Below are 21250 nucleotides of genomic sequence, written 5' to 3' on the forward strand. Positions count from 1 at the left end.
CAGCCTTTTAATTCAGTCCTGTGAGACGGAAAGGGGTGTGTAGTTTGTTACACCCTAGTCTCACACGGCTAGGGTGTTTTTTATGCAGTTGATGTTATATAAATTCAAAAGTATGATCATAAAAACTAGAAAGATGAGGGATGACAATGAACCATTTGTTAACGATGAGTGAGTTATCGGAGCAGGAGATTTCAGAAATCCTGAAAGATGCAGAAGATTTCGCGAACGGAAAGGGTATAAAAGCGACAGAGCAAACGTTTGTCGCAAACTTATTCTTTGAGAATAGTACGAGAACGCGTTTTAGCTTTGAAGTAGCAGAGAAACGTTTAGGCTTAGATGTTCTCGACTTTTCAGCAGAGTCTTCTAGCGTACAAAAAGGAGAAACATTGTACGATACGGTAAAAACACTAGAATCAATCGGAACAAGAGCTGTTGTCATCCGCCACGAGCAAGATCGTTATTTTGATGAGCTTAGAGAGCAAGTGAATATTCCAATCTTAAATGCAGGAGATGGATGTGGAAATCATCCAACACAATGTTTGCTTGACCTACTAACGATAAAACAAGAATTTAGAACATTTGAAGGGCTGAAAGTGGCAATTGTTGGAGATATCAGTCATAGCCGAGTGGCGCGCTCAAATGCAGAGGCGTTAACGAAATTAGGAGCAACCGTTTATTTTGCAAGTCCAGAAGAATGGAAAGACGAAACGAACACATTTGGAACGTACAAAGCATTAGACGAATTAGTTCCAGAAGTTGATGTAATGATGTTACTACGCGTGCAGCATGAGCGACATGATCACTATGAAACAGACATTATGAAAAAGTATCATGAAGAGCACGGTTTAACGATTGATCGTGAGAAACGCATGAAGTCAGGAAGCATTATTATGCACCCAGCACCTGTGAACCGTGATGTAGAAATTGCAAGTGAACTTGTCGAGTGTGAGCGTTCACGTATCTTTAAACAGATGGAAAACGGTGTTTATGCAAGAATGGCTGTACTAAAACGCGCATTACCAAATGTATTAGGAGGAATGAAACATGAATTATTTGTTTAAAAATGGTCGCTATGTAAATGAAGAGGGAAATATCGTCACAACAGACCTTCTCGTACAAGACGGTAAAATTGCGAAAGTAGCAGAAAACATTACTGCTGAAAATGTAGAAGTAATTGATGTAAATGGAAAATTAATTGCACCTGGGTTAATTGATGTACACGTACATCTTCGCGAACCAGGTGGTGAACATAAAGAAACAATTGAAACAGGTACACTTGCGGCAGCAAAAGGTGGATTTACAACAATTTGCGCAATGCCAAATACACGTCCAGTACCAGACTGCAGAGAACATATGGAAGACCTGCAAAAACGAATTCAAGAAAAAGCACATGTAAACGTACTGCCATATGGCGCGATTACAGTGCGCCAAGCAGGTTCTGAAATGACAGACTTTGAAACATTAAAAGAACTTGGAGCATTCGCGTTTACTGATGATGGAGTAGGCGTACAAGATGCAAGTATGATGCTGGCAGCAATGAAACGTGCAGCAAAATTAAATATGGCAGTTGTTGCACACTGTGAAGAAAATACGTTAATTAATAAAGGTTGTGTACATGAAGGGAAGTTTTCTGAGAAACACGGATTAAACGGTATCCCATCAGTATGTGAATCTGTACATATTGCCCGGGACATATTACTTGCGGAAGCGGCGGATTGCCACTATCACGTATGTCACGTAAGTACAAAAGGATCTGTTCGCGTGATTCGTGATGCGAAACGTGCTGGAATTAAAGTAACAGCAGAAGTAACACCGCATCACTTAGTATTATGTGAAGATGATATCCCATCGGTTGATCCAAACTTTAAAATGAACCCACCGCTTCGAGGAAAAGAAGACCAAGAAGCATTAATTGAAGGGTTATTAGATGGAACAATCGATATCATCGCAACAGATCATGCACCGCATGCAGCAGAAGAAAAAGCACAAGGTATTGAAAGAGCGCCATTTGGAATTACTGGTTTTGAAACAGCATTCCCATTACTATATACAAACCTTGTGAAAAAGGGAATTATCACATTAGAACAGTTAATTCAATTCTTAACAGAAAAACCAGCTGACACATTTGGTTTAGAAGCTGGCCGACTGCAAGAAGGAAGAGCCGCTGATATTACAATTATCGATTTAGAACAAGAAGAAGAGATTGACCCAGCAACATTCTTATCAAAAGGAAAAAATACGCCATTCGCAGGCTGGAAGTGCCAAGGATGGCCGATTATGACATTAGTTGACGGTAAGATCGCATGGCAAAAGGAGAGTGCATTAGTATGAAAAGACAGCTTATCTTAGAAGATGGAACAATTTTAATTGGAAAAGGTTTCGGCGGAGAAATTGAAAAATCAGGTGAAGTGGTATTTACAACAGGAATGACTGGATACCAAGAGACATTATCTGATCCATCTTACTGCGGTCAAATCGTAACATTTACGTATCCGTTAATTGGAAACTACGGTATTAACCGTGACGATTTTGAATCTATTCATCCATCTGTAAATGGGTTAATTGTAAATGAAATTTGTGATCATCCATCTAACTTCCGTAATGAAATTTCGTTAGATGATTACTTAAAAGAAAGAAATATTCCCGGGCTAGCAGGAATTGATACAAGAAAATTAACACGAAAAATTCGTCAATATGGAACACTACGCGGACGTCTTTGTAACATGGATGCGGATGTAGAGTACATCGTTAGCCAATTAAAAGCGACAGTATTTACAGATCATGTAAAACGTGTATCAACAAAAGATCCATACCCAAGCCCAGGCCGTGGTCATCGTGTTGTACTTGTTGACTTCGGAATGAAACACGGTATTTTACGAGAATTAAATAAACGCGATTGTGATGTAATTGTTGTACCTTACAATACAACAGCTGAAGAGATTTTACGATTAAATCCAGACGGTATCATGTTAAGTAACGGACCTGGGGATCCAAAAGATGTACCAGAAGCAATTGAAATGATTAAAGGCATCCTTGGAAAAGTACCATTATTCGGAATTTGCCTTGGGCACCAATTATTTGCACTAGCATCTGGTGCAAATACAATCAAATTAAAATTTGGTCACCGTGGTTTAAATCATCCTGTAAAACATTTAGAAACTGGAAAAGTTGCGATTACATCTCAAAACCACGGATACGCAGTAGAAGAAGAGTCCGTAGCAACTACCGATCTTGAAATTACACACGTTGCATTAAATGATGGTACAGTAGAAGGTCTTCGTCATACGAAGTTCCCAGCATTTACAGTGCAATATCATCCAGAAGCATCAGCAGGACCAGAAGATGCAAACAACTTATTTGAAGACTTCTTAACAATGATTGAAAACTTTAAGAAAGAAGGGGAAGAGTTATGCCAAAACGCCTAGACATTAACACAATTTTAGTAATCGGATCAGGACCTATTGTAATCGGGCAAGCAGCGGAGTTTGACTACTCTGGAACGCAAGCTTGTCAATCTCTTAAAGAAGAAGGTTACAAAGTAATCCTTGTAAACTCTAACCCAGCAACAATTATGACGGATACTGCAACAGCAGATAAAGTATATATTGAACCATTAACATTAGAATTTGTAAGCCGCATTATTCGTAAAGAGCGCCCGGATGCAATCTTGCCAACACTTGGTGGACAAACGGGATTAAACATGGCTGTTGAACTTGCGAAATCAGGTGTACTTGAAGAGTGCGGAGTTGAAATTTTAGGAACAAAATTATCAGCAATTGAGCAAGCGGAAGATCGTGATTTATTCCGTACATTAATGCACGATTTAAACGAACCGGTACCACCAAGTGAAATTATTCATACGCTTGATGAAGCATATGAATTTGTAAAAGAAATTGGCTATCCAGTAATTGTTCGTCCTGCATTTACGCTAGGCGGAACTGGCGGTGGTATTTGCGATAATGAAGAAGAGCTAATTGAAATTGTAACAAGTGGTCTAAAACATAGTCCAGTAACACAATGTTTATTAGAAAAAAGTATCGCTGGTTTTAAAGAGATTGAATATGAAGTAATGCGTGATGCAAACGATAATGCGATTGTAGTATGTAATATGGAAAATATTGACCCAGTTGGTGTGCATACAGGAGATTCAATCGTTATTGCACCTAGCCAAACATTAAGTGACCGTGAATATCAAATGCTTCGTAATACTTCATTAAGAATTATTCGTGCATTAGGAATTGAAGGTGGATGTAACGTTCAGCTTGCACTTGATCCGCATAGTTTCCAATACTATGTAATCGAAGTAAATCCACGTGTAAGTCGTTCATCCGCATTAGCATCAAAAGCAACAGGATATCCAATTGCAAAATTGGCAGCGAAAATTGCAGTCGGCTTAACGCTTGATGAAATTGTAAACCCGGTTACACAAAAAACATATGCATGCTTTGAACCAGCATTAGACTATGTGGTTTCTAAAATTCCACGCTGGCCATTTGATAAATTTGAATCAGCAAACAGAACGCTTGGCACACAAATGAAAGCGACTGGGGAAGTCATGTCTATCGGTCGTAATTTAGAAGAATCATTATTAAAAGCAGTTCGTTCTTTAGAGCTTGGTATTTATCATTTAGAGATTGATCATTTAAAAGAGCTTGATAAAGAAACAATGAAAAAACGTATTATAAAAGCAGATGATGAGCGTCTGTTCGTTGTAGCAGAAGCAATTCGTCAAGGTGTAACGAAAGAAGAAATTAATGCATGGTGTGAAATGGACTTCTTCTTCTTACAAAAAGTTGAAAACATCGTAAACATGGAGCGTAACGTTAAAAACCATGTAGGTGATATGGAAGTATTACAAGAAGCAAAAGCAATGGGATTCAGTGATCATTACATCGCAGCTGCTTGGGGTAAAACAGAACGTGAAATTTACGATATGCGTAAAGAAAACGGCATGACACCAGTATTCAAAATGGTAGATACATGTGCAGCGGAATTTGAGTCTGCAACGCCTTACTACTACAGCACATATGGCGATGAAAATGAATCAATCGTGACAGAGCGTAAAAGTGTAGTCGTTCTTGGTTCAGGTCCAATTCGCATCGGTCAAGGTGTCGAGTTTGACTATGCAACAGTTCATTCTGTATGGGCAATTAAAGAAGCTGGTTACGAAGCAATTATTGTAAATAATAACCCAGAAACAGTTTCAACAGACTTTAGTATTTCAGATAAATTATATTTTGAACCACTTACAATTGAAGATGTAATGCACATTATCGATTTAGAAAAACCAGAAGGCGTAATCGTACAATTTGGTGGTCAAACAGCAATTAACTTAGCGGCAAAATTACAAGAACGCGGCGTGAAAATTTTAGGTACATCACTAGAAGATTTAGATCGCGCAGAAGACCGTGATAAATTTGAAGCAGCTTTAACAGAACTAGGCATTCCACAGCCAGTTGGAAAAACAGCAACGACTGTAGAACAAGCGGTAGCAATCGCTGAAGAAATTGGTTACCCAGTATTAGTAAGACCATCTTACGTACTAGGTGGGCGTGCGATGGAAATCGTATATCGTCAAGAAGAACTACTGCACTACATGAAAAATGCGGTTAAAGTTCATGCGGATCATCCAGTATTAATTGACCGTTACATGGTTGGTAAAGAAATTGAAGTAGATGCAATTTCAGACGGTGAAAATGTATTCATTCCAGGTATTATGGAACATATTGAACGCGCTGGAGTTCACTCTGGTGACTCAATTGGAGTATACCCACCGCAAAGCTTATCTGCAAAACTGAAAGAACAAATTATCGAAAATACAATTGCACTTGGAAGAGGATTAAACATTGTTGGATTACTGAATATCCAGTTTGTAGTATTCAAAGACGAAGTGTATGTAATTGAAGTAAACCCACGTGCGAGTCGTACAGTACCATTCTTAAGTAAAATTACAGGTGTACCAATGGCGAATATCGCAACAAAAGTTATTTTAGGTCAAAATCTTGTAGAACAAGGATATGAAACTGGATATCGCCCAGAAGAGAAAGAAGTGTATGTAAAAGCTCCGGTATTCTCTTTTGCGAAACTACGTTCTGTTGATACAACATTAGGGCCTGAAATGAAATCAACAGGGGAAGTAATGGGGAAAGACTTAACGCTTGAAAAAGCATTATATAAAGGACTTGTTGCTGCTGGAATCAATATTCCAACGCACGGATCTGTAATCATCACAGTAGCAGATAAAGATAAAGAAGAAGCAATGGAAATCGCAAAACGATTCCATGAAATTGGCTATAACTTATTAGCGACAGCAGGAACTGCGAAATCATTAACAGACCAAGGTGTTCCAGTTCAAGTTGTAAACAAAATTGATTCTGAAGACTATAACTTGCTTGATATTATTCGCCAAGGAAAAGCGCAATTTGTTATTAACACATTAACAAAAGGAAAACAACCAGCGCGTGATGGCTTCCGTATTCGTCGTGAGTCTGTAGAAAATGGTGTAGCATGCTTAACGTCACTAGATACAACAAGAGCAATTTTACGCGTACTAGAGTCTATGACATTTTCAGCTCACGCAATGAAAGAATTTGCGGGGGCTGAGCGTCACGAGGTGGTACATGCATGATGCAAAAGCAAAATATGATCGTCGTTAACCAAAAAGAAATCGCAAAAAATATTTATGAACTCGTACTTCAAGGTGATTTAGTAGAGCACATGAACGAGCCAGGGCAATTTGTACACATTAAAGTAGCAGAAGGCAGCACGCCTCTGCTACGTCGCCCGATTAGTATTTGTAATATAAATCAAGAGAAAAATGAATTTACAATGCTATACCGTGCAGAAGGACAAGGAACAAAAACGTTGTCACGAAAGAAACAAGGTGAAATGGTCGATGTATTAGGTCCATTAGGCAACGGTTTTCCGGTGGAAGAAGCTGAAGCTGGGCAAACAGCTCTTTTAGTAGGGGGCGGAATTGGCGTACCTCCATTGTATGAATTATCACAGCGCCTTACAGCAAAAGGGGTTCGCGTCATCCACATCTTAGGTTTTCAGTCAAAAGATGTTGTCTTCTACGAAGAAAAATTTGCAGAGCTTGGTGATACGTACGTTGCAACAGTAGACGGCACACATGGTACAAAAGGATTTGTAACAGATGTGATTGATGCGTATGGAATTGACTTTGACATTTTATACTCATGTGGACCTTTAGCGATGCTACGTGCATTAGAAGGCCGTTATAAAGAGAAAAAGGCCTACATTTCACTAGAAGAACGTATGGGCTGTGGTATTGGGGCGTGTTTCGCATGTGTATGCCACTTGCAAGAAGATCCAAGCGGACATTCATACAAGAAGGTGTGTAGCGACGGGCCAGTATTTCCAATCGGGGAGGTTGTACTATGAACAGATTGCAAGTTGAATTACCAGGATTATCATTAAAAAATCCAATCATCCCGGCTTCTGGTTGCTTCGGGTTTGGTCGTGAGTATGCACAATTTTACGATTTAAGTGTACTTGGATCAATCATGATTAAAGCAACGACAGAGCAACCTCGTTATGGAAATCCAACGCCTCGTGTTGCTGAAACACCAGGTGGAATGTTAAATGCAATTGGACTTCAAAATCCTGGCCTAGAAAAGGTAATGACTTCGGAATTACCTTTTCTAGAGCAATTCGATCTTCCTATTATTGCGAACGTTGCAGGATCACAAGCTGAAGACTATGTGGCAGTTGCGAAAGAAATTTCAAAAGCACCAAATGTTCATGCATTAGAGTTAAATATTTCTTGTCCGAATGTGAAGACAGGTGGGATTGCTTTCGGTACCGTACCGGAAATTGCTGCAGATTTAACAAAACGTGTAAAAGAAGTATCTGAAGTTCCGGTATATGTAAAGCTATCACCAAACGTTGCAAACATTGTTGAGATTGCAAAAGCAATTGAAAACGCAGGGGCAGACGGATTAACGATGATTAATACATTGCTTGGCATGCGTTTAGATTTAAAAACAGCAAAACCAATTTTAGCAAACCGTACAGGCGGATTATCTGGACCAGCGATTAAGCCAGTGGCAATTCGCATGGTGCACGAAGTGAGTCAAGCTGTTAATATTCCGATTATCGGAATGGGCGGAATTGAATCGGCGGAAGATGTAATTGAGTTCTTCTATGCTGGTGCAAGTGCAGTAGCAGTTGGAACAGCAAACTTTGTTGATCCATTTGTCTGTCCAACAATTATTGAAGAATTACCAGCGCTTTTAGATGAATTAGGATTTGAACATATTTCGGAATGTCAGGGAAGGAGCTGGAAGTAAACATGTCACAATCTTTAATTGTTGCACTAGATTTTCCGGGTAAGGCAGAGGTTGAACAGTTTTTAAGTCACTTTGAAGGGGAACAATTATTTGTCAAAGTTGGTATGGAACTGTTTTATAAAGAGGGACCTGCTATTATCACGTATCTTAAAGAAAAAGGACATCAAATTTTTCTAGATTTGAAACTTCATGATATTCCGAACACAGTAAAAAGTGCAATGCGCAATTTAGCTAGTTTAGAAGTTGATATGGTAAACGTTCATGCTGCTGGGGGAAGCCGCATGATGAAATATGCGCTTGAGGGATTAGAGGAAGGTAAGAAAGAAGGAAAAGAGAGACCGATTTGTATTGCAGTTACACAGCTAACAAGTACATCGGAAGAAGTAATGAAAAAAGAGATTGGCATTGAGAAAACGTTAGAAGAAGCGGTTGCTCACTATGCGAAATTAACAAAAGAAAGCGGTTTGGACGGCGTTGTTTGTTCAACACTTGAAGTACCAAAACTACGCGAAGTATGCGGAGACGCTTTCGTAACAGTAACACCGGGGATTCGTCTTGCAAGCGACGATGTAAATGACCAAGTGCGCGTAGCAACGCCAAAACGTGCACGTGAACTAGGCTCTAGTTATATCGTAGTAGGACGTAGTATTACAAAAGCAGAAAATCCGCTAGAGGCGTATCGAATTGTAAAAGAACAGTGGGAGGGTGTAACAATATGAAAAAACAAATTGCATCTCATTTATTAGATATCGGAGCAGTATTCTTACAACCAAATGATCCATTTACATGGTCTTCTGGCATGAAATCACCAATTTATTGTGATAACCGTTTAACGTTATCATACCCAGAAGTACGCGGGGCGATTGCTGCAGGATTAGAAGAATTAATTCAAACACACTTCCCATCTGTAGAAGTTATTGCAGGTACAGCAACAGCAGGTATTGCGCACGCTGCTTGGGTAAGCGATCGTATGAACTTACCAATGTGCTATGTACGCAGCAAGGCAAAAGGTCATGGTAAAGGAAACCAGATCGAAGGTAAAGCAGAAAAAGGCCAAAAAGTTGTCGTAGTAGAAGATTTAATTTCAACTGGCGGTAGTGCAATCACTTGTGTAGAGGCACTTCGCGAAGCTGGTTGTGAAGTATTAGGAATCGTATCAATCTTCACATACGAACTGGAAGCAGGAAAAGAAAAATTAGCAGCAGCAAACGTTGCATCATACTCTTTAAGCGACTACACTGCACTTACAAAAGTAGCTGCAGAAAAAGGTATGATTGGCGAAGCAGAAACAAAGAAACTACAAGAATGGCGCAAAAATCCAGCTGATGAGGCTTGGGTTACAGCGTAATGATAAAGAAAACACGACCGAGGGGGAAACGCGGTCGTGTTTTTTACATTCATGGACTACATGGTTCATTATCTCAAAATTCAGAGAAAATAAAGGGGAGTTACAGAAATCATTATCTATCAATCTTATTATAAAAAATAAGGTAGGTAATAAAGTATGCCAATACCAATACTTACAGTTGATAAAATTATCGTTCCTAATACAAGAGGATTTAAAGAAAGGCGGAATACTGCTACTGATCCTAAATCCACACCACCGCTATGATATTTATCAAAAATTTTAGCCTTGTTTCTTTGAATCGTAACGAAATAAGGAATGAGCCAAATGCAACATAATAATAAAATACTTCCCATAACTAAACTTTCTAAGGCAGATACTTTGAAAAAAACTGAGAGGCGCCAGATTACTAGTAATTCGAAGAAGATGGTCATGGCTGTTAAGATGACCTTTCTCCACTTTTCACTAAGCCTTTTTAAAATTGTTGTATTAAGAAATTGCTCGGTTTTATCCCATGCAAATGCTAAAAAGAAGATACAACAAACAAAAATGAGATTGACTAGAATTTTTAATAATGGGTACATATGTTATTCCTTTCTTTTCTTGTTTTATAATAGGCAGTCTAAGTATTCGTACTAGAGCGTTTATGTAAGTATATGAATTAGCTCATACAACGATTGTATAGTTGGAACACTGCATTGTTGTTTTTTATTACATCGATCTAACCATATTCCATGCATACCAGCATTTTTACTACTTAGGGCATCTGTTTCTAATCTGTCTCCTATATAATAGCAATCTTGAATTGGGGATTTTGCTTTCATACTAGCTATTTGAAAGATAGCAATATTTGGTTTTGCGACCCCTACTCTACTAGAGGTGATGATTGGGTTAAAATAATGTAAGATGTTTAAACGACTTAGTTTTTCAATTTGTTGATCATAATCTCCATTACTAATAATTCCCATTAGATAACCTTTTTGCTTTAAAGTATCTAATACATCCATTACATCTTCATACACTACCCATTTTTCTTTATATAAGGATAAATATAAGTTGAATTTCTGATCAGCTTCTTCGTTTGTTAAGAGTACGCCATACTTTTGAAAAAGGCCTATCATTCTGAACCTTTTTTGTTCTTGAAATGATAGTTTATTACATAAAAATTGATTGAAGTATTGTTCTGAGAGTTGATTCCATAGTTTGCTAGCTTCAAGTTCCTCACCAGAAAAAATGTGACTATACTCACGAAAGAAGTCAAGAATACCATTTCTTTCAGCAAGTTCATAATCAAGTAAAGTACCATCAATATCAAAGAAAATCATGAATAGTGCTCCTTAAAAAATGGAATAAAAGTTATATATAAATCCAAATAAAAAAGCGACATAAAACCATTCTTTTTCAGTAGGCGAGTACATCTAGCCGTGTATAGAAGCGGTCAGGGCCTTTTTCTACCACATGCGAAGTTCAAACAAAAGGAGAAAGTGAGTGCATGCTCTTCTACATAGTAGCAATCTATATGTCGAAAAATTAAAATAGATTCATATAGTTATTGCTTTTTATCTACTTCCTTTTCACCCTTTACAAATAATAGCGTTATATAAGAAACAAGAAATGAAAAAATACTATACATCCCGACCCAAAAGAAAAATGATCGATTAAACAAGGTTACTGCCAATATAAGAAAAATCGCAAACGTTATAATAGGCATCGTATAATACGTTTTTGTAATCCGTGTACCAATAACAGAGAAAATAAAGACAAGCAATGGACAAACAAGTAATGCGAATATAAATTCACTCATGCGCTGTCCTCTTTTCCTATAAGTTTGTTATTTTCCTGTCAGACGCTTTTCTGTACTCGTTTCTTTTCCTTCTAATCGCTTCGTAAATGTATTTCGCCAGCTTTCTGATAGAGAATCAACTGCTAATATGCTCTTTATTCCTTTTATATTATGTTTATCGTGGTGCATCATTTCGTTTGCGAAGGCAATTGTTATGTGATGCTCATTTTGTTCTATTAACTTCATTTCATCAGAAGGGGAAACAGTTCCCTCCTCTAACACTCGTACGTAAAAACCAGTAAATCCTGTATTTTGAACAAGAAGCGGGAAATCTTTTCGATCGTAGCGATAAGATAACTTATAGCAAGGTTGTCTCGGCTGCGTTACTTGAACGAGCGCTTCACCTATTTTATATATACCACCAATGCATATATCTGATTCCAGTAATCCGGTTACTGTTAAGTTTTCTCCGAATGCCCCGTATGGAAGTTGCTGCGCTAGCTCTTGTTCCCAATATGGATAATGTTCAAAGGGATATATACAAACAGCTTTATCTTTTCCGCCGTGGTGTTTTAAATCAGCTTGACCGTCGCCTTCGAAGTTGAGTGTCGATAAATATAACGGTCTGTTAACACTTGCTTTAAAGAGGCCGGTTTCAATTTCTTTTCCTTGAAACTGTAATTTTTGCGGTGTTCCGATATTGAGGGAAATAATGTGTGGCATAAATATTACTCCTTTCTGTTATTGTATATGGTTTATATTACCATAAATGAGATGGGGATTACCGTATTTATAGAAAAATTCGCACACTTTCGAATAGAATGTCATTTCGCGGGTTGCTTATAGCAGAAGTTACATGTGGAAATAATTTCACTTATCGTAATGAAATAAGAATGACATACAGAAAAAAATAATGAGTAAATGTTATAATGAAAGTAATCCTAAATATGGAATATAATGGAGGGTTTAATGGCGAAAAAAATAGGTTTTTACGGCTTAAATGGTTGTTTTATTTTATCTATTATTTTAAATCATCTAATTGAAAGTAATTGGATAAACATTGTTTTTGTTGCTGGAATTATTTTTGCTTTACTATACAGGTGGGACGATATTCGAAATTTAAATAAGAAAAAGAAACTAATTTTTACGATCGAATTTATTATTCTAGTACCTACTGTAGCATTTCTCTTAATAGAAGGTCAGAAGAAAATGGCTGTTATGTCATTTTTTCAAGAGTGGTTATTTTTAGCGAAATTCGTTTATATATTTGTAATTTTAATCGTTTCTGGAATGATTGTTTCCACAGTGAATAGAAAGTTATTATTATATGACGATACATCTAATGCATAAAAAATATTGCTTTTTCACCTTATTTATTATAGGATAATCATTAAGTAAATAAGATAAGCGATGAATGGAATAAAGTAGTGTATATTCTCCCTGTTAAAGAGAGCTGACGGTTGGTGCAAGTCAGTACATAGAATAACATGAATTACAATCCAGGAGCATCTTCTTCGAGCGAATTGTAAGGGGAAGACGGTGAAGAGCCGTTATAGAGAATGAAGAGATTGACATATAAAGTTTGTCAATAATTAGGGTGGTACCGCGAATAAAATCGTCCCTACTGATTAGTTTCAGTAGGGATTTTTTGTATTTTCATAACAACTAAATAATAGATAAGCGAGGAATGGAATAAAGTAGTGTATGTTCTCCCTGTTAAAGAGAGCTGACGGTTGGTGCAAGTCAGTGCAAAGAACAGCATGAATTACAGTCCAGGAGCATCTTCTTCGAACGAATTGTAAGGGGAAGACGGTGAAGAGCCGTTATAGAGAATGAAGAGATTGACATATAAAGTTTGTCAATAATTAGGGTGGTACCGCGAATAAAGTCGTCCCTACTGATTAATTTCAGTAGGGATTTTTTGTATTTTCATAACAACTAAATAATAGATAAGCGATGAATGGAATAAAGTAGTGTATGTTCTCCCTGTTAAAGAGAGCTGACGGTTGGTGCAAGTCAGTACAAAGAACAGCATGAATTACAATCCAGGAGCATCTTCTTCGAGCGAATTGTAAGGGGAAGACGGTAAAGAGCCGTTATAGAGAATGAAGAGATTGACATATAAAGTTTGTCAATAATTAGGGTGGTACCGCGAATGAAATCGTCCCTACTGATTAATTTCAGTAGGGATTTTTTTATTTGCTTTTAAAAGTAGAAGTATTTAAATGTATGAATGATGATTATGTCTTTAGGAGGCTTAATTGTGGATGAGATTTACATGTCTTTATTCTGAAAAAATGGATTTATATAAATCCAAACTAAAAAACCGACATAAAACCATTTTTTCTCGGTGGGCGAGAGCAACTGGCCGTGCATAGAAGCGGTCAGTGCCTTTTTCTGCCACATGCGGGGTTTTAAAACAAAAGGAGAAAGCAAGTAGCGGTCATGTTATATTCTGCATAGCAGCGATTTATATGTCGAGAAATCAAATTGGATTTATATAGATCATATAAATTAACTCATTCGCCAAGTAAAAATAGTGATGTAAAGGAGGTGAATAGCCATGGAAGATGGCTATTATTATGTAAGATTACTTGCAAAACCATTAAAAAAATTAGGAACAGAAAGAGGAAAAAAGAATGAAGAAGGATGGTTTAAAGAAAGAGTTATTACCTAGACATGTTCAATTTTTAGCGTTAGCGGGAATGATTGGTACGGGTATTTTTAAAGGTAGTGGAGATACTTTAGGGATTGCCGGGCCTGGCGTAATTATTTCGTACTTACTTGGTGGATTATTAATGATGATTGTTATGGTGGCTTTAGCTGAAATGGCTGTTGTTTACCCAAATCATAATGTTCAACATTTAGTTCATAAGGCTTTTGGATTTCATGTATCATTTGTAGTTGGATGGCTATACTGGATTAACTGGACGCTTGTTACAATTGTAGAAATATTAGCTGCAGGATCTTTTTTACAGTTTTGGTTTTCGAATGTACCTCTTTGGTTACTAAGTGCTGTTTGTGCGCTTTTAGTTGTGGGGATTAACAGTTTTCAGGTGAAATTTTATGGCGAAATGGAATTTTGGTTTGCTAGTATAAAAATTTTGGCACTTGTATTATTCATCCTTTTAGGTGGAGCAGTCTTATTCGGACTAACGAATTTTGCTCCATCGACACCAACGGAACATTTACTTGGACATGGAGGATTCTTTCCAAATGGTATTAAAGGAGTTTTTAGTGCTTGTTTTATTGTAATGTTTTCGTTCGGAGGATCTGAGTTAATAGGGGTAGCAATTTCTGAGACAAAAGACGTTGAAAAGGTTTTACCTAAAGTGATAAAGGGTGTTGTTTGGCGCGTTATCATATTTTATATCTTACCCATTACAATTATTGCGGGATTAATACCTTGGAATAAAGTTGCAGGAAATGAAAGTCCATTTATACAAGTAATGAATGCAATTGGTATTCCGGGTGTTGCACACATCATGAATTTTGTTTTATTAACTGCAGTTCTTTCAGCTGCGAATTCAGGAGTTTTTGCTACTTCCAGAACAATGGTTGCGTTAGCTGAAAAAGGAGAAGCGCCAAAAATATTGAAAAAGACTGCGAAATCAGGTGCACCAATCATTGCAATTTCTTTGAATGGCTTATTATTATTGATAGGGGCAGGCCTAGCATTCTTTGCTCCAGATAGTATTATCGGAACAATGATGACAATTCCAGGATTTACAATGTTATTGCTTTGGCTAAGTATTTGCTTTGCGCAACTTAAATTACGTCCTACTTATTCAACAATGCCAAATTTTAAAATGAGGTTATTTCCAACTACGACTATTATTGGAATCGTAGGATTGTGTATTATTTTCATAGGCTCAACGTTTAGTAATGGGATTTCAGTCGGAACAGTGGTTTGTTTTACAACTTTAGCAATTTTAATTGGTGTTGCTTTATTTAAAGGTCGGAATAGAAAGAAAGAAGACACACCATTAAAGCATATAAGTTAAATTCATGAGGGCAATAAGTCTAGCGTATTTTAAAACTTGATAGAGTAGGGACATTAATCCAATAACCATCAGAGCACGCTTCTATTGAATAGGTGTGCTCTGTCATGTTTGAAGAGAAAGAGTGTGAGTCTGGGGCGAAAGAAAGTATATAATTTCATTTACCAAAATAAAAGCGTCTTTTATGTAAATGAAATAAAGTTCAACTAATCATCAAGGTCTTACTTCCCAAAAGTAGCGGGATAAATCAAAGTCATAATAAAAAGATGTACTACTTCACGTATACAGTAATACATCTTTTTGTATATTATTTTACGGAATGAGCTTGTTGCATCTTTTTAATAATTCGAATTTGTCCACGATGACTCAATTCATCTTCAAACACATGAAACCATTTGAAATAATTGTTTGCTGGCTTATCGTACCAAAATGTAGTTGTTTTAAATAACCATTCGTTTGGAAGTGATTGAAATGTAGCACTTCTTTTTCTAGCGAAGTCAGTAGATGAGAATCTAGAATCCATTCTATTCTGTCGCATTTATTCACGTTATTTAGATTGTCTCCAAAACTGCTGCCCCTTTAAATTGAGGTAACCAGTCACCATGTGCTTCAATAAGGTCATCGCATAATGAAACGATATCATCGATAGACAGTTCTGCCGCAGTATGTGGATCAAGTATTGCAGCTTGGTAAACGTGTTCTCTCTTACCTGTTATAGCTGCTTCAATGGTAAGAAGCTGGGTATTGATGTTAGTACGGTTCAGCGCCGCCAGCTGTTCAGGAAGTTCTCCTACATAACAAGGTGTAATTCCGCTCCGATCAACCAGGCACGGAACTTCAACCACGGCTTTTTCCGGAAGGTTACTGATTAAGCCGCCTGTATTCATTACATTTCCGTGGAGTCTAAATGGTTTATCAGTTTCAATTGTATCAATGATATAAGAAGCGTATTCATGTGTACGTTTATGCGTCAGATTTTTGTTGTTAACAAGGTCTTCACGCATTTTCACCCAGTCCTCAATTTGATTGATACAGCGGCGCGGGTATTCATCAAGTGGAATGTTCAACTTATCGATGAGTTCTGGATAATTCTTTTTGATGAAGTATGGATGATATTCAGCATTATGCTCGGATGATTCCGTTACGTAATAGCCGAAACGGTTCATCAGTTCCAAACGAACCATATCATTATGCTTTTCTTTTTGTTTTTCAGCCGCACGTCTCTTGATTTCCGGGTACAAGTCTTTCCCATCTCTTGTCACTTCTAACAGCCAGGCCATATGATTGATTCCGGCAATTTTCCACTGGACATTTTCTTTATCCATTCCAAGCAAACGAAATAAGTACGGAACACAAACTTGGACGCTGTGGCACAATCCGACCGTTTTTACGCCGCCGTAACGAATCATAGCCGCCGTTAACGTCGCCATTGGGTTTGTATAGTTTAAAAACCAAGCATCCGGACAAACTTCACGGATATCTTTGGCAAAATCAAGCATTACCGGAATTGTTCGTAATGGGGTCCCACCAACAAAACGCGAATTTCGTACGCTAAGCAAATTTTTAAAAAGAAAAAGATGATTTTCTGTACGCTAAGCGTAAAACTTATTAAATAAGTTATTTATTACTTAACCAATAATATGGGCCAGTAATAGATGTTGCAAAAATTAACATTTATGCAACACTCCACTTGAGCTTGATTTTTATGGCGTCATAACGTTGCATATATTATGTTGCAAATTGAATCCCGAAAATGATACGATATTTGTAGCAAAAAAGAAAAATAGACTTATGCAACGTTAGGAGAACAAAAAATGAATTACGCATATATTCGAGTATCAACCCCGCAACAAGATTACACATTCCAGAAAAAAGCAATACTTACATATTGTGAAATAAACCAAATTGAATTGTTAGAAGTATATATTTTTGAGGAAAAGCAAAGCGGTAAAAATATGGATAGAGAACAATTCCAAATTCTTATGCAAAAATTAAATCCAGGTGATACACTTATTGTCTATAAATTAGATCGTTTAGGTAGAAATCTTTCTGATATGATTCGTACCCATGAAAAACTGATTAAAAATGACATTGGCATCATTGCTATTAATGATAACATTGATACTCGGAAAAAAGATGACATGACTACTAAAGTAATGGTTACAATCTTATCTTTATTCGCTGATATTGAACGGAACTATATATTGGAGCGAACACAGGCTGGTCGTATGAAGTATGTAGAAAATGGCGGGAAACTGGGGAGAACGCCTAAAATTAATAAGTCTAAAACTGATTTGATACTTGAGTTACTTGAACAGGGAAAAACGAAACAGGAGATTGCTGATTTTTTAAATGTTGACAGAACTACTGTTTATCGCACATTAAAACGAAATGGTTATTAGGTAATTTATTGATAACAAGTGCTATCTATGTATCTGGTCTTCAAAGAATATTTGGCCATAAAAAACTGTACCTCCAATTGTTAGTTATGTCTAGGAATTAGAGGTACAGTTTTTTTCTATTTACACACGTACAGCTGTACCACTTACCGCAACCATTAGCATTCCGTCGCGATTGCTCCGTCTTCTCTTATAGTAAAATAAGTATTTGAACAGCAAAGTACTTAAGATATTAACTAATAAACCTTATGAACTTATATTTTTTATTCAATCTATAGAAATCTTGCAACAAAAATACAATTGTGATGATAGCCATGAGACCATTAACCGTAAGAGCTATTACAATCGATAATTCAGTGGTAGGTAATAACATGATGCATAGTGAAACAATAGATGCAATAAAAGGAACAGCTTTTCTTGTTCTTGTTATGCAAAACTCTTCGCTTTTTTTAGTTGTGGCATGATTCTACCGATGATTAACAAGAAAGGGGTGGTAGCCAAGATTCCTAGCCATCCGAGAGTGCTTTCGATAAACCAAGGTAAAAATGGCATGGATGAAGTAAATATAAATAAATTCAGTATGAACAGAAATAATTGAATGAGAGATAATTTTATATGTATTTGTTGCATTTTGTTTCACCTCAGAAAAATGAATAAAATGAAAGTGGGTCATTAATAGGCATAAGCTCCATAATATGACCCACTTTCACACATCGTACTTCATTCTTTATAAGAGATAAGGCTATTAAAAATCTGTTACTTTATTCAAATTTTATTATATACTTTTCCTATTTCTTAGTAACAAGTCCCTCATTGTTAGTTTCAATGTATCTCTGGCCAAAATCATGATTATTAATATAGCCCTTAAAGTTTTGGTAAATTACACCATCAGGGCCAGCGGCATAAGAATCGTTTTTGCTGAGACTGAACAAGCCATTTTTAGCCATTTCTGAATTGTTAGTATGGAAGAAATATAATTTCCCATCAATGTTTTGAAAACCAGATACCTTTTCACCTTTATCGTTCATATAGAATGTGCTACCATTAATATCAACAAAGCCTGTCAGTAGAGCATGTCCCTCGTGATTAAAGTAATATCTTTTCCCATCAATGTTTTCATGACCATCAAAATTAGACATTCCTCCATCATGAAAATGGTATTTTTTACCATCAATTTCCTTCCAACCAGTATAGTAACCTCCTTCTTCTAAGCTGTAATATACCAATATAGGATGAGGTGCATAAACTTTGGAAATCCCGATTTTTCTAGGAGAACCATCCTTTTCAAAGAATAACATTTTCCCCTCAAAAGAAGCAGTCGTCACATCATCTATAGATTCTCCATCCAGCCTAGAAACCTTCTCAAGTGCGCCTTTATCACCAGAAAAATGAAGAATAATATTTTGATCTTCTAAACGTACTTTCCTATTCGTTGATCCCGCCCGACTTTCGAAGTAATAAATCTTACCATCAATTTCTCGTAGACCTTTTTCAACAAACGCTCCGGAAGCATCAGAATATGCGGAATATCCTTCGCTGTGACTTGTCCATGCTGATCGCTGTAAAACACCGTTATCATCAAAATTGTAGAACTTATTATCAATAGGTGTGTCCCATGAATGTCCATTTAACAAGCTATAATCATTTTGAAAATAATACGTCTTACCTTCGATTTCCTGCCAACCCTTCAATAAGAATCCATCGGAACCTGCATAATAATGAACGTCAGAAATGTTTACCCAACTGTTCTTTATCATGTTTCCAGAAGAATCTTTTGCAAGCAATTTATGACGCTCATATTCATCAGCTACGATCTGTATTCCGTCATACTGCTGTTTCTCATTTTCTTTACCAGGATACCACTCTCTTAACCAATTATGAATTTCATTGTTGGTTTTTGCAGTGAAACGAAGTTCAGATTTAAAACTCCAATCCCTACCAAATTCGTAAAGATACATATTACCAGCCAAACTTACTCCATTTTGGTTATTCAAACGGAATTGAAATTCACCCTGACCAGAATTCTCAATCTGAACAAGTTCAAACAATTCATTATCACCAATTGAATCAGAGTATTGGAGATTGTTTCCTTCGTTTCCTGAAAGGTATTGTGAACCTTTTTTTACAAACACCTTATTCGATCCTTTTTTATAAGGAATAATTTGATAAGATTCACCACTATTTAATTTAATAAATGGTAATGCGATAGGTGTTTCTAGAGTCAATTTCGTATCTGCAAATACATTTACTACTCGGTCACTAAAATCTTCACGGGCTTTCGAGTCATTCGTAACATAATTAGAAAGAACCTCTTTACCTACCGGCTCTGAAGTAGCTGTTCCTAATTGTCGTTTTTCGTGTGGTAGTTCATTAAAGAGATCCTTAAAATTCACACGAATATCAAGCACACCACCTTTAGTATAAGCATTTGGGAATTCTTCTCTTACAAATTTATCTGCTAAACCAGTGTAATGACCTTTATTGCTACTTTCTAGATAAAAGGTTTGCCAGTTTGCAAGAGCAACCCCTGTCTTTCCTTCATCTAATTGTTTTTGTGTAATATACAAAATATCATGTTTAGATAGTGATGGCTCATCAGGAGTTAAGTCTACGATTGTACCAGCTTGCTTAATACGAAGTTGTTGCCCATGCTTGATTGTTTTATATTCAACCTTCCCATCGGGATAAGCAAGTTTAACCTTCTTACTAAAATTTTGATCTTTATAAAAATCAAACACACTAATTCCAAACTCTCCTTTTTGGAAAGTAGGAGCTTTGTAAGCACTGTTTTCAACCCCGCGGTTATAAGTGTATTTTGCATCGGTTTCTTCTAAAAACTTAACAAACGGCTCTTTTAAAAACGCATCATAAATACCTCCAAATGTTGTAACAATCGTTCCAAACGTATCAACATCTGCCTTAACCTTACTTTCCGTTAATGGACCTGCTAATGGGCTAGCACTGAATAAAATCCCCATCGCAATTCCTACAGGTAGGACTTTGGGTATCCTTTTTTTGTACTTTTCATTCATAACGTCATTCCTCACTTTGTATGTATGTTTTTCCCTACTTATTAAAAAAAATTAATGTTCGGAAGTTCATCATAGTTTAAAAAACTTTCAAATTCCTTGCATAAGTGTTACAAAAGTCTTTCGTGAAATTATAAAAATTATGATATCTGGTAACTTTTTTAATATAAAACACTATTTATTTCCTTTATTAACCAATAAATAGGAGACTTACCTATTACCACCAAGCTAAGAATGGGAAGTGATTGTGTATTTCTCTACATTCTCCATACTAACTTCTTTCCTACAATCAATTTGATATCGTTCATTGTATATCGTTAGAAACCCTTACAAAATACAGAAATCCAAGTACAGAAAAGGTACACATGTTATTGTTAGCGT

General features: G+C 36.6%; 17 protein-coding genes, 2 pseudogenes and 3 other annotated features. Of the genes and pseudogenes, 12 read left to right on the plus strand and 7 right to left on the minus strand.

Going from position 1 to position 21250, the window contains the following annotated elements; translation table 11 throughout:
- Positions 1-146 precede the first annotated feature (146 nt).
- From Q9306_RS17670 to pyrE, 8 genes are read left to right on the plus strand one after another with little or no spacing between them, the layout of a single operon-like run.
- Positions 147-1061: an aspartate carbamoyltransferase catalytic subunit gene (locus tag Q9306_RS17670; RefSeq protein WP_306200830.1), complete on the plus strand. Its 915-nt coding sequence runs from the start codon at positions 147-149 to the stop codon at positions 1059-1061.
- On the plus strand, positions 1045-2331 hold the full coding sequence (gene pyrC / locus Q9306_RS17675; protein ID WP_306200832.1) for a dihydroorotase: 1287 nt from the start codon (positions 1045-1047) through the stop codon (positions 2329-2331). The genes Q9306_RS17670 and pyrC overlap by 17 nt, the downstream gene beginning before the upstream one ends.
- Positions 2328-3425, plus strand: a complete 1098-nt coding sequence (locus Q9306_RS17680) for a carbamoyl phosphate synthase small subunit (RefSeq protein ID WP_306200834.1) — start codon at positions 2328-2330, stop codon at positions 3423-3425. The genes pyrC and Q9306_RS17680 overlap by 4 nt, the downstream gene beginning before the upstream one ends.
- The gene (gene carB / locus Q9306_RS17685; RefSeq protein WP_306200836.1) at positions 3410-6628 is read left to right on the plus strand and encodes a carbamoyl-phosphate synthase large subunit; all 3219 of its coding nucleotides are present in this window, start codon (positions 3410-3412) and stop codon (positions 6626-6628) included. Before Q9306_RS17680 ends, carB begins: the two co-directional genes overlap by 16 nt.
- Positions 6625-7404 (plus strand): dihydroorotate oxidase B electron transfer subunit, encoded by a 780-nt coding sequence (gene pyrK / locus Q9306_RS17690; RefSeq protein WP_306200838.1) that lies wholly within the window; start codon positions 6625-6627, stop codon positions 7402-7404. Before carB ends, pyrK begins: the two co-directional genes overlap by 4 nt.
- A complete protein-coding gene (pyrD, locus tag Q9306_RS17695; protein WP_306200840.1) occupies positions 7401-8312 on the plus strand; it encodes a dihydroorotate oxidase B catalytic subunit in 912 nt (303 codons plus the stop codon). Before pyrK ends, pyrD begins: the two co-directional genes overlap by 4 nt.
- 2 nt (positions 8313-8314) lie before the next feature.
- Positions 8315-9031, plus strand: a complete 717-nt coding sequence (gene pyrF / locus Q9306_RS17700; protein WP_306200842.1) for an orotidine-5'-phosphate decarboxylase — start codon at positions 8315-8317, stop codon at positions 9029-9031.
- Positions 9028-9660, plus strand: coding sequence for an orotate phosphoribosyltransferase (gene pyrE / locus Q9306_RS17705; protein WP_306200844.1), 633 nt, complete (start codon positions 9028-9030; stop codon positions 9658-9660). Before pyrF ends, pyrE begins: the two co-directional genes overlap by 4 nt.
- 128 nt (positions 9661-9788) lie before the next feature.
- On the opposite strand, the gene Q9306_RS17710 is transcribed toward pyrE, so the two are convergent.
- The 4 genes from Q9306_RS17710 to Q9306_RS17725 all read right to left on the minus strand — a co-directional run bounded on the left by Q9306_RS17710 (position 9789) and on the right by Q9306_RS17725 (position 12163).
- Positions 9789-10241: a hypothetical protein gene (locus tag Q9306_RS17710; protein WP_306200846.1), complete on the minus strand. Its 453-nt coding sequence runs from the start codon at positions 10239-10241 to the stop codon at positions 9789-9791.
- A 60-nt stretch (positions 10242-10301) separates the two neighbouring features.
- Positions 10302-10982: an HAD family hydrolase gene (locus Q9306_RS17715; RefSeq protein ID WP_306200848.1), complete on the minus strand. Its 681-nt coding sequence runs from the start codon at positions 10980-10982 to the stop codon at positions 10302-10304.
- Between the two features lie 224 nt (positions 10983-11206).
- The gene (locus tag Q9306_RS17720) at positions 11207-11461 is read right to left on the minus strand and encodes a YbeF family protein (protein ID WP_306200850.1); all 255 of its coding nucleotides are present in this window, start codon (positions 11459-11461) and stop codon (positions 11207-11209) included.
- Between the two features lie 27 nt (positions 11462-11488).
- Positions 11489-12163, minus strand: coding sequence for an MOSC domain-containing protein (locus Q9306_RS17725; protein WP_306200852.1), 675 nt, complete (start codon positions 12161-12163; stop codon positions 11489-11491).
- A gap of 246 nt (positions 12164-12409) precedes the next feature.
- Between Q9306_RS17725 and Q9306_RS17730 the strand changes: the two genes are divergently transcribed.
- Together Q9306_RS17730 and Q9306_RS17735 are read left to right on the plus strand one after the other, a co-directional pair.
- On the plus strand, positions 12410-12790 hold the full coding sequence (locus Q9306_RS17730; protein WP_306200854.1) for a YoqO family protein: 381 nt from the start codon (positions 12410-12412) through the stop codon (positions 12788-12790).
- Positions 12791-12841: 51 nt separating this feature from the next.
- Positions 12842-13066 (plus strand) — a binding site (T-box leader).
- Between the two features lie 48 nt (positions 13067-13114).
- Positions 13115-13339: a binding site (T-box leader), on the plus strand.
- Between the two features lie 48 nt (positions 13340-13387).
- Positions 13388-13612 (plus strand) — a binding site (T-box leader).
- 467 nt (positions 13613-14079) lie between these two features.
- Positions 14080-15444, plus strand: coding sequence for an amino acid permease (locus Q9306_RS17735; protein ID WP_306200856.1), 1365 nt, complete (start codon positions 14080-14082; stop codon positions 15442-15444).
- Positions 15445-15748: 304 nt separating this feature from the next.
- Here Q9306_RS17735 and Q9306_RS17740 read toward each other — a convergent pair.
- Positions 15749-15928: pseudogene (locus tag Q9306_RS17740) on the minus strand (integrase); the annotation flags it as partial.
- Positions 15929-15992: 64 nt separating this feature from the next.
- Positions 15993-16958 (minus strand): annotated as a pseudogene (locus Q9306_RS17745) (family 4 glycosyl hydrolase); the annotation flags it as partial.
- 297 nt (positions 16959-17255) lie between these two features.
- Here Q9306_RS17745 and Q9306_RS17750 point away from each other — a divergent pair.
- Together Q9306_RS17750 and Q9306_RS17755 are read left to right on the plus strand one after the other, a co-directional pair.
- A complete protein-coding gene (locus tag Q9306_RS17750; RefSeq protein WP_306200858.1) occupies positions 17256-17843 on the plus strand; it encodes a recombinase family protein in 588 nt (195 codons plus the stop codon).
- 311 nt (positions 17844-18154) lie between these two features.
- Positions 18155-18304: a hypothetical protein gene (locus Q9306_RS17755; RefSeq protein WP_306200860.1), complete on the plus strand. Its 150-nt coding sequence runs from the start codon at positions 18155-18157 to the stop codon at positions 18302-18304.
- Positions 18305-18628: 324 nt separating this feature from the next.
- Here Q9306_RS17755 and Q9306_RS17760 read toward each other — a convergent pair whose 3' ends face one another.
- On the minus strand, positions 18629-20872 hold the full coding sequence (locus tag Q9306_RS17760; protein WP_306200862.1) for an N-acetylmuramoyl-L-alanine amidase family protein: 2244 nt from the start codon (positions 20870-20872) through the stop codon (positions 18629-18631).
- Positions 20873-21250 lie beyond the last annotated feature (378 nt).

It is taken from the genome of Bacillus multifaciens, from assembly GCF_030756675.1.
Lineage (GTDB): Bacteria > Bacillota > Bacilli > Bacillales > Bacillaceae_G > Bacillus_A > Bacillus_A multifaciens.